The organism is Sphingobium sp. Ant17, from assembly GCF_000588875.1.
Classification (GTDB): Bacteria; Pseudomonadota; Alphaproteobacteria; order Sphingomonadales; family Sphingomonadaceae; genus Sphingobium.
On sequence record NZ_JEMV01000001.1, the window covers coordinates 60,012 to 74,332 of the forward strand.

General features: G+C 62.1%; 9 protein-coding genes and 2 pseudogenes. 4 read left to right on the forward strand and 7 right to left on the reverse strand.

Annotated features, from left to right (window positions below; translation table 11 throughout):
* Positions 1-20: 20 nt before the first annotated feature.
* The 3 genes and pseudogenes from BF95_RS00270 (at position 21) to BF95_RS00280 (ending at position 2,713) form a co-directional block, all read left to right on the forward strand.
* A complete protein-coding gene (locus tag BF95_RS00270; protein WP_043148593.1) occupies positions 21-1,304 on the forward strand; it encodes a cation:proton antiporter in 1,284 nt (427 codons plus the stop codon).
* Between the two features lie 112 nt (positions 1,305-1,416).
* Positions 1,417-2,102: pseudogene (gene gntA, locus BF95_RS00275) on the forward strand (guanitoxin biosynthesis heme-dependent pre-guanitoxin N-hydroxylase GntA).
* Positions 2,099-2,713, forward strand: a complete 615-nt coding sequence (locus tag BF95_RS00280) for a DUF1989 domain-containing protein (RefSeq protein WP_043148594.1) — start codon at positions 2,099-2,101, stop codon at positions 2,711-2,713. Before gntA ends, BF95_RS00280 begins: the two are co-directional and overlap by 4 nt.
* On the opposite strand, the gene BF95_RS00285 is transcribed toward BF95_RS00280, so the two are convergent.
* The 3 genes and pseudogenes from BF95_RS00285 to BF95_RS00295 form a co-directional block, all read right to left on the reverse strand.
* Positions 2,695-4,104 carry a mannitol dehydrogenase family protein gene (locus tag BF95_RS00285; RefSeq protein WP_051519777.1) on the reverse strand — a complete coding sequence of 470 codons (1,410 nt, stop codon included), beginning with the start codon at positions 4,102-4,104 and terminating at the stop codon, positions 2,695-2,697. The genes BF95_RS00280 and BF95_RS00285 overlap by 19 nt on opposite strands.
* A pseudogene (gene uxaC / locus BF95_RS00290) lies at positions 4,101-5,527 on the reverse strand (glucuronate isomerase). Before uxaC ends, BF95_RS00285 begins: the two are co-directional and overlap by 4 nt.
* A gap of 9 nt (positions 5,528-5,536) precedes the next feature.
* Positions 5,537-6,322, reverse strand: coding sequence for a FadR/GntR family transcriptional regulator (locus tag BF95_RS00295; RefSeq protein ID WP_051519778.1), 786 nt, complete (start codon positions 6,320-6,322; stop codon positions 5,537-5,539).
* 106 nt (positions 6,323-6,428) lie between these two features.
* Here BF95_RS00295 and manD point away from each other — a divergent pair, with 106 nt between their 5' ends.
* Complete coding sequence (gene manD / locus BF95_RS00300; RefSeq protein ID WP_043148595.1) at positions 6,429-7,637, forward strand: D-mannonate dehydratase ManD; 1,209 nt, start codon at positions 6,429-6,431, stop codon at positions 7,635-7,637.
* A 97-nt stretch (positions 7,638-7,734) separates the two neighbouring features.
* Here the strand turns inward: manD and BF95_RS30560 are convergent, their stop codons facing one another.
* The 4 genes from BF95_RS30560 to BF95_RS00315 form a co-directional block, all read right to left on the reverse strand.
* Positions 7,735-8,121 carry an MFS transporter gene (locus BF95_RS30560; RefSeq protein ID WP_327195391.1) on the reverse strand — a complete coding sequence of 129 codons (387 nt, stop codon included), beginning with the start codon at positions 8,119-8,121 and terminating at the stop codon, positions 7,735-7,737.
* Positions 8,109-9,023 (reverse strand): MFS transporter, encoded by a 915-nt coding sequence (locus BF95_RS00305; RefSeq protein WP_327195392.1) that lies wholly within the window; start codon positions 9,021-9,023, stop codon positions 8,109-8,111. Before BF95_RS00305 ends, BF95_RS30560 begins: the two co-directional genes overlap by 13 nt.
* 88 nt (positions 9,024-9,111) lie before the next feature.
* Positions 9,112-11,400 carry a TonB-dependent receptor gene (locus BF95_RS00310; RefSeq protein WP_043148596.1) on the reverse strand — a complete coding sequence of 763 codons (2,289 nt, stop codon included), beginning with the start codon at positions 11,398-11,400 and terminating at the stop codon, positions 9,112-9,114.
* A gap of 102 nt (positions 11,401-11,502) precedes the next feature.
* A complete protein-coding gene (locus BF95_RS00315) occupies positions 11,503-14,214 on the reverse strand; it encodes a glycoside hydrolase family 2 (protein ID WP_043148597.1) in 2,712 nt (903 codons plus the stop codon).
* Positions 14,215-14,321: the final 107 nt, after the last annotated feature.

Sequence of the window (14,321 nt, forward strand, 5' to 3'; positions counted from 1 at the left end):
GCGCCAACCGTTAGGCGTTCATGATTCATTTAGCTGCGCCTGAACCCTATATCCTCTGGCTGACCGGCGCGGGGGTTTTGATCGCCCTTGTCGCCTGGCTTCCGCTTGCGCTGCAGAAGTTGCCGCTGTCGCTGCCGATCATCTGTATCGGCATTGGCGCGGCCATTTTCTCCATACCCGCCGTGACGCTCCGGCCGATGCCCTTCGACTATCCCGACATCACGGAGCGCTTTACCGAATTCGTGGTGATCATCGCCCTGATGGGGGCGGGGTTGAAACTCGATCGCGCGTTCAGTTGGCGGCGCTGGGGCGTGACGTGGCGGTTGCTCATCATCACCATGCCCATCAGCATTGCGGCGATCACCCTTCTTGGTGGCTGGGGGCTGGGACTGCCCTGGGCCGCTGCATTGCTGCTGGGTGCCAGCCTAGCCCCGACCGATCCTGTCCTGGCCGCCGATGTGCAGGTCGGGCCGCCAAAGACGGGCGAAGAGGATGAAGTGCGGTTCGGCCTGACGTCCGAAGCGGGCCTGAATGACGGGCTGGCCTTTCCCTTCGTCAATCTGGCATTAGCGCTCGGCCTTGCCGCCTCCGTCGGCGAGCCGTGGGCCCGGCAGTGGGTGTCGCACAGCGTATTGTGGGAAATCGGCGTCGGCGTGGTCGGTGGCTGGCTGATCGGCAAGATTTTCGGTTGGCTGACCTATCATGTGCCGGCCGAAACGAAATTGTCAAAGACGGGCGATGGCCTGATTGCCATCGCCGCGACGTTCGTTTCTTATGGCCTGACCGAGATTGCCGATGCCTATGGATTCCTGGCCGTCTTCGTCACGGCATTGACCCTGCGCCGGTCGCATCATGCGCATGATTTCAACCACGCCATGCACAATATCACCGAACAGATCGAACGGCTGGCGATGATGGTGGTGTTGATCCTGCTGGGTGGAGCGCTTGCCAATGGGCTGCTCAGCGCGCTGCGTTGGACCGATGTGGCTGCCGCCGTCGCGATCATCCTGATCGTCCGCCCGGTGGCGGGCATGCTGGCGATGATCGGGTTTCGCGCGGCGTTGCCCGAGAAGCTGACTTTGGCCTTTTTCGGCATCCGTGGCGTCGGATCCTTCTACTATCTTGCCTATGGGCTCAATCATATGCCGCTGGATTCGGGCGAGCGGCTTTGGGCGATCGTCGGCCTCGTCGCTGTGCTGTCGATCCTGTTCCATGGGCTGACCGTGACCCCGGCGATGCGGCTGCTTGACCGGAACCGTGGGCGTGATCCCGATGCCGCAACGCCTGTGCCCGATGCGGTATGATTGCGGCAGAAATAATCTGTATCAATCAGATTTTGGTTCGGCCGGTGCGGCCAATTTTGGAATCGAAACGTTATCGGGGCTGAAACGAACAGACACTGAAATGGAATGCAGCATGTTTCCCTGGACGCATAAGTCCCAAGTCCAACTCGAATCCGAGTTGCAGGACCATATCGTCGCGCCCGCATTCCCCTGCGTCGGCGCGAAGGCCGCATTGGCGCGCGGCAACCTGATAACGCTGGCGTGCAACAGCATCGACAGCGCGTGGGATGACCTGCGCGTGCATGATGCGCTGCTCGGCTTTACCAGCACTTACAAGGACAAGCCCGGCCTGTTCCGCAGCTTTGCCGCGGTGTTCGAAGGGCCGGATGATTTGTCGGAGGAGGCGTTCGAGCGCGCCTGTGGGACCGGGTGCAATCGCTGAGCGACAAGGATGCGTGGCGCGGCCAAAATTACGACAAACGGGTCAGTGCCGATCCGAACAACCCTCATTTCTCGCTGAGCTTTGGCGGCGAGGCCTATTTCATCGTCGGCCTGCACCCCCGTGCGAGCCGACCGGCGCGCCGCTTCAAACACCCTACCCTGATCTTCAATCTGCACGATCAGTTCGAACAGCTGCGCGCGGAAGGGAAATATGAGACGATGCGCGAGAAGATATTGGTGCGCGACGAAGCGCTCGCCGGGTCACGCAATCCGATGCTGGAGCGGTTCGGCGAAAATAGCGAGGCACGGCAATATTCCGGGCGCGCAGTGGGCGATCAGTGGGTGGCCCCCTTCGAATATCGGGGAGAAAAAGCATGACCAATGGCGTACATGTCATCGCCGAGCGGAGCGGCGCGGCATTCCGGCTTCCGCGCGGGGCCGCGCTGACGGTGACCGACCCCAAGGGCGAGCAAGTGGCCGACCTGTTGGCCTATAATGCTGCCGATGTGCGGGAAGTCATTTCGTCCGGGCGGACGCTGGATTATGCCGAAACGATCAGCCTAACCACCGGCCATAGGCTCTATTCCAATCGGTCGCAGCCGATGCTGACCATTATCGCCGATACTGTGGGGCGGCATGATTTTCTGCTGACGCCCTGCTCCATCGATACCTTCCACCATTTTTATCCCGACCTGGAACCGCATCGCGGCTGTTTCGGCAATCTGGCGGAAGCGCTCGCACCCTATGGGATCGAGCCGGACGCGATTCCCGTGGCGTTCAATTGCTTCATGAACGTGCCGGTCGCGCCGGATGGCAAGTTGCGCGTGCTGCCGCCGGTCAGCAAGGCGGGTGATCATATCCGGTTCCGGGCGGAGATGGACCTCATCATCGGCCTTACCGCCTGTTCGGCGCCTGACTCCAACGCCGGCAGTTTCAAGCCCATCCATTATGCGATTGAAACTGCCGTCGATCAGACTGCCGCCATCTGATCCACTTCGGCCTGGAGCAGCGCGCGGCTCTGGTCGGTGACGGTCCAGCGATCGGCGAACAGCCCCTGTTCGCCGAACAGGGTGGTGACGATGCCCGCAGTCCCGGCCGATTGCCATAAAGCGGCAAGCTGCACCGCCATGGGATCGTCCACCACCCGCGCATCGCCGCGGACATGGAGCATCCAGGCGGCCAGGGCTTTCAATGTTGCGGGACAGGCGCGCCCGGCGGCCAGGTTGATCGCCAGCGGTTCCAGCCAGCGTTGCGGGATTTTCTGCGACCCGTCGACCGCGATCTGCGCGAGCCGATGGGGCAGGGCCGAATTGGCAAAGCGCGCGAGCAATTGCGCGGCATAGGCGTCGATGTCGAGGCCAGGGTCGCTGCCGAGGCTGACGCCTGCCTCATGGCGCATGAGTTGCTCGATCAAGGGACGCAGGGTCGGATCGGCGATCGCCTGATGCACGAAGTCATGACCCTGGGCGAGACCGAGATAGGCGAGCGCGGAATGCGCGCCGTTGAGCATCCGCAGCTTGGCGGCTTCATGCTGGCGCACATCGGCCACCAGTTGCGCGCCGCCGACCTCCCAGCGCGGGCGAGGCCCCGCAAAACGATCCTCTATCACCCATTGGCGGAAGGGTTCGGTGATGACGGCGGCGGCATCCTCCATGCCGATGGTATCGGCGATCTGCTGGCGGTCGGCATCGGTCACGGCGGGCACGATGCGGTCGACCATGGTGGAGGGGCAAGCGCATTCGCGGCGGAACCAGGCGGCGAGGCCGGGATCGACGCGATCAAGATAGGCGTTGAGCAGGACCGACAGGACCGCGCCATTTTCCGCGAGATTGTCGCAGCTGACCAGGGTCAGGCCCGGCATGCCAGCAGCGCGTCGCTGCGCCAGCCCGGTGGCGAGGAAGCCGTAAATGCTGCGGGGGGTTGCGCCATCGGCCAGTTCCGGTTCGAGCATGGCCAGATCAAGCTGGCCTGCAGGCGTGCGGCAATAGCCCTTTTCCGTTACGGTGAAGCTGACGATGTGCGTGCTGCTGCTGGCCAGCGCCGCGACGACGGCGGCCGGGTCGCGCGGCGCGACAAGTACGCGCTGCACCGCGCCGATCAAGCGGGTGCGCTGGCTGCCGCTGCCACGTTCCGACACGGTGAATAGGCCGTCCTGCGGCTCCATCTGATCGGCGACATCGCCCGATCGCAGCGATACGCCGGTGATACCCCAGTCACGGTCACCCGCCGCCATGGCATCGTCCGTATAGACCGCCTGATGCGCGCGGTGAAAGGCACCGATGCCGAAATGGACGATACCGCAGGCCTGGGCAGCGCGGTCATAGCCCGGCCGTTCGACGTCCACGTTCAGCGCGGCGATGTTCTCTTGCGACAGTCTCACAGCTTATACGCCTTCTTTGCCAGCGTGTAGGACAGGTCGACCGCCAGTTCGGCCGCCTCCCATTCCTCCATGTGATGTTCCGCGACCCATTGGGCGAGGAAGCCGCAGTCGATCCGCCGCGCGACATCATGGCGCGCCGGAATGGACAGGAAGGCGCGGGTGTCGTCGTTGAAGCCGACCGTATTGTAGAAGCCCGCCGTCTCGGTCATCTGGTTGCGGAAGCGGCGCATGCCTTCGGGACTGTCGTGGAACCACCAAGCCGGGCCGAGTTTGAGCGCGGGATAATGGCCGGCGAGCGGTGCCAGTTCGCGGGCGTAACTGGTTTCATCGAGCGTGAAGAGGATGATCGTGAGGTTTGTTTCATTGCCATAGCGGGTGAGCAACGGGCGCAGCGCGTGGACATATTCGGTGGCCATCGGAATATCGGCCCCCTTGTCGCGGCCAAAGCGCGTGAAGAGCGACGCATTATGGTTGCGGTAGGCACCGGGATGAATCTGCATCACCATGCCATCCTCGACGCTCATCCCAGCCATGACGGTCAGCATATGCGCGCGGAACAGTTCGGCGTCGGCATCGGACACGCTATCGGCGGTCACGCGCGCGAAGAGCGCCCGCGCCTCTGCGTCGTCAGATCGGCGGTTGCGGCGGTCGGGTGGCCATGATCGGTCGAGGTCGCGCCCATGCTGGCGAAAAAGGCGCGGCGCTGCCGGTGCGCGGCGAGATAGCCCTGATAATCGAACGCATCTTCGCCGGTCAGGTCGGACAGCTTGCGCAGATTATCGCGAAAGCCGTCAAATTGCGGGTCGATGACCGGATCGGGGCGGTAAGCGGTCAGCACCCTACCCTTCCAGCCATCGGCGCGATCATTGTCGGCAAGGATCGCGGCGTGATGGGCGAGATCGTCGAGCGGCGATTCCGTGGTCGTGATCACTTCGATATTGAAGCGATCATAGAGCGCGCGCGGGCGGAATGCGTCGGTCGCCAGCGCCTGCGTAATGGTGTCATAATAGAGGTCCGCGCTCGCGGCATCGAGCTGGACCGTCAGGCCGAAGGCTTCGGCAAAGACCCAATCGAGCCACATGCGCGACGGCGTGCCCCGGAACAGCGTATAATTTTCCGCCAATATGCGCCATGCCGCGCGGGGATCGACAGGGGTGCCCTCGCCCTCCCTGGGCACCAGCCCAATCGCATCAAGCGATATGCCCTGACTATAGAGCATCCGAAAGACATAATGGTCGGGCGTCAGCAGCAGTTCGCTGGCATTGCCGAAGGGCTGATCGTCGGCAAACCAGCGCGGATCGGTATGGCCATGGGGGCTGATGATCGGCAGGCCGGCGACCGCTTCATACAGCCGACGGGCGATCGAACGGACGGACGGATCGGTTGGGAACAGACGATCAGGATGCAGGATCAGCGGACGCATGAACAAGACCTATAAGGTTGCGGCGCGGGCATAGCGCGCACGGGTGGAAGCGATGGTGCGGCGGGCGTCCTCGATCGCATCTTCCTCGATCGTGAACAGCAAATGATCGATGACCGAGCCCAGATGCGCGCGCATCGCGGCTCTGGCGGCAGCAGGATCGCGGGCGTGCAGCGCGTCCCGCACGACACTATGTTCTGCAACCACGGGCTGGATATTGGCGGTGCGCGCCTTTTCGAGCAGCAGCGCGCAGTCTGGCGAGGTCGAGCGCAAACGCCACATTTCCTCGACCTGGCTGTGGATCACGGCGTTGCGCGTCGCAGAGGCGATGAGCAGGTGGAAGGCGCGGTCCGCTTCGGTGCTGACACCGGGCAGAAGATTTTCTTCCGACATTTGCTGCACCAGCCGGTCGAGTTCTTCCAGTTCATCGTCCCGGATGTTGACCGCGGCGAGCGCCGCCGCTTCGCCTTCGACCAAAAGCCGCGCTTCCATCAGTTCGAAGGCGGTGACGGTGAAGCCCGGCCGATCCTGATCGCCGGGCAGCGCGCGGACATAGGCACCGGAACCGATCCGCACCTCGATCAACCCCTGGACTTCCAGCGCGATCATCGCCTCGCGCACGGCCGGACGGCTGACGCCGTGCATCACCGATAATTCGCGCTCAGCCGGCAGACGGTCGCCAATGGCGTAGCGCCCGGCCGCCAGATCCTCGAACAATCGGCGCGCCAGCTTCTGATATAGCCGTTCCGTACCCTCCATCGGGTCCGATCCACCGGCACTTTTGCCTGTCTCAATCATTTTTCTGCCCTCGCCTGAAAATAGGCCTTACCAATTTTGTTGAAATCGGCAAGAGTGAGCCTAACGGTAATTGCCAACTAAGGCCACTGGCGAGGGGAAGTATCTCATGAAAATTCAATCGGCGCGCGTCATCGTCACTTGTCCGGGGCGCAATTTCGTGACGCTCAAGATCGAAACCGATCAGGGCGTCTATGGCATTGGCGATGCGACGCTCAACGGACGCGAACTGGCGGTCGTCTCTTATCTGGAGGACCATGTCATTCCCTGCCTGATCGACATGGACCCGCGCCGAATCGAGGATATCTGGCAATATCTGTATCGCGGCGCCTATTGGCGGCGTGGACCGGTGACGATGCGCGCGGTGAGCGCGGTCGATACCGCCCTGTGGGACATCAAGGGCAAGATGGCGGGCATGCCGCTGTATGATCTGCTGGGTGGCAAGAGCCGGGACGGCATCATGGTCTATGGCCACGCCAATGGCAGCGATATCGCCGAAACGGTCGATGCCGTGGGCCAATATATCGACATGGGCTATAAGGCGATCCGCGCGCAGACGGGCGTGCCGGGAATCAAGGACGCCTATGGCGTCGGGCGCGGCAAGCTATTTTATGAACCGGCAGATGCCGCGCTGCCCTCGGTCACCGGATGGGATACGCGCAAGGCGCTCAATCATGTCCCCAAATTGTTCGAAAAATTGCGCGCCACTTATGGCTTCGATCATCATCTGCTGCATGACGGGCATCATCGCTATACGCCGCAGGAAGCCGCCAATCTGGGCAAGATGCTGGAGCCTTATCAGCTGTTCTGGCTGGAAGATTGCACGCCTGCGGAAAATCAGGAAGCGTTCAAACTGGTGCGCCAGCATACCGTGACACCGCTGGCCGTCGGCGAGATTTTCAACACGATCTGGGATTGCAAGGATCTGATCCAGAACCAGTTGATCGATTATATCCGCTGCACCGTGGTGGGCGCAGGCGGCGTCACGCATCTGCGCCGGATCGCCGACCTAGCTGCGCTGTATCAGGTACGCACGGGAAGCCATGGCGCGACCGACCTGTCGCCCGTGACCATGGGGACGGCGCTGCATTTCGACACCTGGGTGCCCAATTTCGGTATTCAGGAATATATGCGCCACACGCCGGAAACCGACGCCGTATTCCCGCATGATTATCGGTTCGAAGCGGGCGAAATGTTCGTGGGCGATACGCCGGGCCATGGCGTCGACATCGACGAAACGCTGGCCGCCAAATATCCCTACAAGCCCGCCTATCTTCCGGTCGCCCGCCTGACCGACGGGACGATGTGGAACTGGTAAGGCCGGTCACTATCGCTAAAACGTCACCGCTTAAGAAAAAGGGCACTGGAATTGGCTTATTCCAGCGTCCTTTTTTTGTGCTTTCGCTGCGTGAATGTCAGGCCGCGAGCGGGATGGCGGTGGGCTTCTTGCGGAGCAAGGTCCACAAGATAGCGGCGCCCGCAATGTCGAACAAAGCAAGGCAAACGAACAACGGATCATAGCCGATCGTGTCGGCCAAAGCGCCGATGACGAGCGAGAAGCTCAGCCCGCCGATCCAGGCGGCCGAGCCCGCCATGCCGGTCGCCGTGGCGACGACGCGGCGATCGAACAGATCGGCCGACAGCGTAAGGAGAGCGCCCGACAGCATCTGATGCGCGAACCCGCCGACGCAGAAGAGCGCGATCGCCATCCCGGGACTGCCCGCAAGGCCGATACAGCCCGGCCCGATCATACACAGCGCGCCTGTCGTCATCACGATCTTGCGCGATGTCAGCAGCGACACGTTGAACCGCCGCATGAGCCAGGGTGCATAATAGCCGCCGATGACCGATCCGGCATCGGCCGCGAGAAAGGGCAGCCAGGCGAAAGCGGCGATCCCTTTAAGATCCATGCCGCGCGCTTCGACGAGATAGAGGGGAATGAAGAAGCTGAATGTCTGCCATGCCGGTTCCGCAAGGATCGCGGAATGGCGATGCTCCAGAAATCGCGGCGCACGATCAATGTCCGCCAGCCAAGCGGCGCATCCCCGGCCGCGACATCCGATGCCGCATCTTCGGCCGCGCGTCCGCCCAATATATGTTCGCGCTCGCTCGCACTGAGGCGGGGATGATCTTCCGGGTTGCGATAGCCGAAATACCAAATGGCCGCCCATAGGAAGCCGACGCTGCCGGTGACGATGAAGGCGGATTCCCATCCCCAGACCGCAATGCAGAAGACGACGACCGGCGGCGCGATCATAGCGCCAAGCGACGATCCGATATTGAACCAGCCGGTGGCGACCGTGCGTTCCACCGGGGGAAACCATTCCCCCACCACCTTGATCCCAGCCGGGATCGCTGCCGCTTCGGTCAGTCCGAGCAATCCGCGAAAAACCGCGAAACTCGGCCAGCCGGTTGCAAAGGCGTGACAGCAATTGGCCGCCGACCAGCCCAGCGCAAAGAGAGCGAAGCCAAGGCGCACCCCCATCCAGTCGAGCGCCAGCCCGGCCAAGGGTTGGGAAACGGTATAGGCCGCCTGAAAAGCTGCGACCACCCAGCTATATTGCTGGGTGCTCATGTCGAACGTGGCCTTCAGGGTCGGGGCGGCCACCGACAGGGAGGAGCGGGCCAGGTAATTGAGGACCGTGCCTAATGTCACCAGGCTGATGATCCACCATCTCAGTCGCCCGATCCTCTGTGTGGTCATCGTCAGAACCTTCAAAAAAAACGGCCGGGCCATTAGCGCCCGGCCATTAGGGGGAGATGGAAAAAGCTAAGGCAACGCGTGCCTCGGCTTAATATTTAGCGGCGAGCCGGACGCCGAGATAACGGGCGGAGTCGCGCACGCGCAGGCCGATGATGTTGGTTACCGGCGAAGGGTTGGGATAGGGATTGTTGGCGAAGCTGCCCGCATCGTTACGGATCGTGCCGAAATAATGGCGGTCGAACAGATTGCGCACCAGGAAAGTGATGCTGTATTTCTGGTCGGTCTTTTCCTCGAACCCAATGCTCATATTGGCGATGCCATAGGCACCCTGACGCGTGGCCGGGTCATTGGACAATGCGAAGAATGTCGCGCTTTGCCATGTGTAATTGGCGTTGGCCTTCAGATCGACCGGCAGGTTGCCCAAGGGCAGATTCACGTCCGCACCGACGTTGAATTTCCATTCGGGCGAATTGGCGAGCCGCGAGCCGGACAGATCCTGCGCGCGCCCACCACTGCCATTGGGCAGGCAGCCCTGCGCCGCGGTCTGGCCGAAATAACATTCCCCATTGGGATAGGATTTCACCTTGGCATCGACATAGGCAACGCTGCCGTTGAGGCTGAGCCAATCGCTGGCGCGCGCCGTCATTTCCGCTTCCACGCCGCGCGTGCGCAACGAACCGACATTGGCCAGAATGAACGATCCACCCAGGCCGGGTTCCAGTGTCTGCGACTGGAAATTGCTGTAGTCGGTCCAGAAGCCGGTGAGGTTGAGCGTCACGCGCCGATCAAGGAAGCTGCTGCGGAGGCCGACTTCATAGGCGTCGGCCGTTTCAGGCTGGATCGGCCGACTGGCCGGGTGGGTCGGGCGCACGAAGGAGGAGGTCAGATCATAGCCCTGCCCCTTATAGCCGCGCGAGTAGGTGGCAAAGGCCATCATATCGTCGGTCAAATCCTGCTGGATGCCGAACCTGCCCGTGACGACCGTATCGGACGTGCTCCCACCTGTCGCGAAAGGAGGATTGCCGCCATTGCTGTTGAAGCGTTGATAGCGGAACGAGATGTCTTCTTTGTTCCAGCGCAGGCCCGCGATCAGCTTCGTGCCCAGCATGATTTCCCAGTCCGCCTGGCCAAAAACAGCGACGGCCTCGGACGTTGTGCGACCCGCCCAATTGGCATTGGCGATCGGACCGGGGCGCACGAAGGTGCGCTGGTTGTTGTTGCGCGAATAATAGGTGCCGACGACATATTGCAGCGGATTGCCCGAAGGCGATGTCAACCGCAGTTCGTGGCTCAGCGTATCGCCCTTGAAATCACCACCCTGGGTCAGACCGTTGGGCTGACCGAAGCCTGGGCCGAAGGCACCGTCGAAGTCGGACAGATCCTGCGAATTATAATGCGACATAGCGAAGATTTGCGTGAGCGTGTGACTGCCGAGCGCAACGTTCATGGCCAGCGAGCCGCCATAGCTTTCCGAATCCGCCGTCTGGAACGGATCGATACGCACCGCGAAATTATCCTTGCCGGGCGTGATCCCTGCCAGGCTTACCGATGATGGCGTGCCGAAGGACGAAGTAACGCCGGGCGTGCGCTCGATCGTGACGAAGGAGCAGCAGTCGGTGCGGGTTTTGTTATAATAGCCGATCAGTGTGGCGTCGAAATCGGATGAAGGCTCGAAGTGCAGCTTGGCCCGGATATTCTCGCTGTCGCGACCGTTGATCATCGTGTCGGTCTGCAATTCGCGGACATTGCCGTCGAAGCGACCGACGGATCCGTTGATGCGGAAACCAAGCGTGCTGGTGATCGGGCCGGAGATGCTGGCCGAATAGCGTTGCTCGTCATCATCGGTCACCAAAATTTCGGCGCTGCCCGTGAAGGTCTTGGACGGTGCCTTGGTGGTGATGCTGATAACACCAGCCGAAGCCGACTTGCCGAACAGGGTGCTTTGCGGACCGCGCAGCACTTCGACGCGCTCGATATCGTCGAGATCGTTGAAGCCTTGCCCTGGCAGGCCGTTGGCAACGCCATCGACCATGACGAGCACGCTCTGTTCGATGCCGACCGAAAAGGCCGACGTGCCGACGCCGCGCATGACGATGACATTATTGTTCAGATCGCCGCCCTGCGTAATCGTAAGGCTGGGCGATACTTTCGTCAGATCCTGCAGCTGGCTGCCGCCGACGCTGGCCAATTGATCGGCACTGACCACGGTGATGGCGACCGGGACGTCCTGGACATTCTGTTCGCGCTTCTGCGCAGTGACGATGATGGCAGCCTCGCCACTCTCGGCACCCTGCATGACAGGAGCCGTGTCCTGGGCGATGGCCGGAGCGGCCATAGCGATGGCTGTGCCTGCCATCAGAATTGATACGATGCGCATATATCCCCTCCCTATCTTTCGGTCGTGATCTCTGACCGATTTTTTCGATACTGGTAAGGCCGATTTACTATCCGGATCGTCGGCCTGTCAATCGATTCCTGCCTATCGCGGCGTATTTCCGATATCCGGGGAAATGCTGATTGCCGACACCAGCGCATCGCCATCGGCGGCGGTGAATTGCAGGGTCAACTTGCCATCGCTCACCCGAACCGGGAATGTGCGTTTTACGGCTTTCAAAACCCCGCCCGCTGCCTGCGCCGGGTTGAACTTTGGCAGCATAGTCCGCCCATTTGCCGCCACATTGAAGCGACGATTCGGCGCCTTTGCGGCGTCCGGCTCGAACATATGGAGCGTGACGAACCAGCGCCCGTTGGGCAAAGGCAGCGCATAGGAGAAGCTACCTTCGCGGTAGGAGGCATAAAGTTCGGGGTCGCTGGTGCCCACCACATTGTTTTCCGCCACCTTGCCACGCGCGCCCATCCGCAATTCGGGTACGGTGCCGCCGGTAAAGAAGGTGTCGGACCCAAATCGGGCACCATCAGCAGTGGTAAGACCAGTTAGACTACCCACGCGGATATGCAGACCGGCGGCAGCATCGGGGGCTTTCCAGCTGACCGTGTCCGACAGGGGCTCGCCTCCGGCGGACGCGGTAGCGGTCACGGCGTTGTCGCCCGTCTTGAGCGCGACACCCGGCCAAACGCAGATATGGTCGGGACAGGCGACAGTGCCCGCATCGCGGCCATTGACCGTCAGGCTGGCGGTAGCCGCGTTGCTGTAGGCGCGCACATCCATCACCGGATAGGCGCGGTCGACATAGCGCCGACCGGTCAGATGCAGGACAGGCTCCTTCGACCAGCTGGCCTTGTAGAAATAAAAGGCATCCTTGCGAACGGTGCGGTCATAACTGACCAGCCCCTTGTCGTTGAGGTCGATCGCCTCCCCCTCTTCACGGCTGTTCGAGGCGAAGTCGAACATGTTCCAAATCCAGGTGGCGGAGAGATACTCCTGCTTTTTGAGAACCTTCCAGGTTTCCTCATGGACCCAGGCCTGAAACGCTTCGGGATGGGGACGACCATTGGCATTGACCGGCCCGCCCAGTGGATTGTCAGTATGCTGGGTGAGCGCGCCCCCTGCCCCATATTCGGTCAGGGCAACGGCGCGCCCCGGATATTTGGCATGCAACGCCGCCAACGCCGTCGCGGCGTCGCCGGGCTTGCCATAATACCAGCCGAAATAGCGGTTCAGCCCGACCATGTCGGTCACGTCGTTCAGGACTTGCGCGCCGGGCAGCGACAGGGGCGAGCCTGTCGCTTCGCAACAATCGGCATAGGCCGTCGGGCGGCTGGGGTCTTCCGCCTGCGCAAGTGCATTCAGTTCGATCAGCATGTCCCGCGACTGGGCGGGTGGCCCCTTTGCCCCCTTACGCAGCGCGTCGATCGCCGCGCCGATATCGATCTCATTACCGACCGACCAGATCATGATCGAGGGATGGTTATAATTTTGACGGATCAGTTCTAGCAATTGCTGCCGCGCATTGGCAATCAACGCGGGCGACGGCGGCGCGTCACCAAAGGCGGACTGGTGGACGAAGGGCAGTTCGGCCTTGACGACCATACCTGTCTCGTCGGCCAGGCGGCTCCATTCCTGGGCATGTTGATAATGGGCATGGCGAACGGTGTTGACGCCCATTTCTGCCATGATCGCCATATCCTGTGCATGGTCCTCCGGGGTCAGCGCCCAGCCCTTGCCCTGCCTGTCCTGATGGCGCGATGCGCCGTGCAGGCGGGTGGGCTTGCCGTTCAGGATGAAGCCCTTGTCGGGATCAAAGGCGAAGGTCCGCACGCCGAGCGGTTGCTCCACCCGATCGACCACGCGGCCGCGTTCGACCAGTTCCGACACCACCTTATAGAGATAGGGGTTTTCGCGTCCCTGCCACAATTGCGGCTGCGCAATGGTCAGCGAACGGCGCAGTTCCAGCGTGCCATTCGCGGTCAGTGCGGCGGGCGCGCTGTCGCGCGCGACGACCGCTCCGTCGGCATCCAGAATCTGCGTCTTGACGGTGAGCTTGCGCCGCCCCGGCCCGGCGTTGCGCAGCCGCGCCAGTAGCGCCACGCTGGCGGCGGCGTCCGTCACTTGCGGCGTGCTGATATAGAGGCCCGGTCCGCCATGGTCGAGCGTGTCGAACTGTGCGGCATCGACCGTGATCAAGGACACGCCGCGATAGAGGCCACCATGGACGAAGAAATCGCCACCGAGCGGAATGACGTCCGCCGTCGAACTGCCCGGCGCGGGCTTGCTGTTATCGGCTTTTACGACGATGAGGTTGGATGCACCCGCCCGCAGCTGATCAGTGATGTCGAAGCGGAAGGTCGAGAAGGCACCGGCATGGCCGCCGACGCGCTCGCCGTTCACCCAAATTTCCGCGATCGCGCCGACGCCGTCGAACTGGATCAACTGGCGCTGGCCCTTGGCCCGCGACGGCGCGGTCACGGCCAGGCGATACCAGCCGATGCCCTGCTCCAAATTGCTCTGTGGCGACCGGGTGAGCTGATATTCGCCCATGCGGTTCCATGTGTGGGGGAGGTCGATCCGTTCCCAACTACTGTCGTCAAAGGCTGGGTTGGTGACGCCAGCGGCATCGCCACCGAAGCGAAAGCGCCAGCCCGACGCGAGGGAGACGATCTGGCGGGGACCGGAGGCTTCCACACTAGATTGGGCGGAGGTGGGAGAGGTGCCCGCGCTGGCCGGGATGGCCACCAAAGCCATCGCCGCAGTGCTGACCAGGCCGAGCAAAGTGATGTTCGATACGCGCATATGATCTCTCCCAATTATTGGTAAGACCAAATACGAACAGCTGGTCGGTGTCAACCTTTGGGAGGTGGGCGTTTGGTTTTGACGGCACCTTGCCTCCGGCCCAGCCA

Coding starts and splice junctions, on each gene's coding strand:
- BF95_RS00270 (WP_043148593.1), top strand. CDS start 21: ATGATTCATTTAGCTGCGCCTGAACCCTATATCCTCTGGCTGACCGGC.
- BF95_RS00280 (WP_043148594.1), top strand. CDS start 2,099: ATGACCAATGGCGTACATGTCATCGCCGAGCGGAGCGGCGCGGCATTC.
- BF95_RS00295 (WP_051519778.1), bottom strand. CDS start 6,322: ATGATTGAGACAGGCAAAAGTGCCGGTGGATCGGACCCGATGGAGGGT.
- manD (WP_043148595.1), top strand. CDS start 6,429: ATGAAAATTCAATCGGCGCGCGTCATCGTCACTTGTCCGGGGCGCAAT.
- BF95_RS00305 (WP_327195392.1), bottom strand. CDS start 9,023: ATGACCACACAGAGGATCGGGCGACTGAGATGGTGGATCATCAGCCTG.
- BF95_RS00310 (WP_043148596.1), bottom strand. CDS start 11,400: ATGCGCATCGTATCAATTCTGATGGCAGGCACAGCCATCGCTATGGCC.
- BF95_RS00315 (WP_043148597.1), bottom strand. CDS start 14,214: ATGCGCGTATCGAACATCACTTTGCTCGGCCTGGTCAGCACTGCGGCG.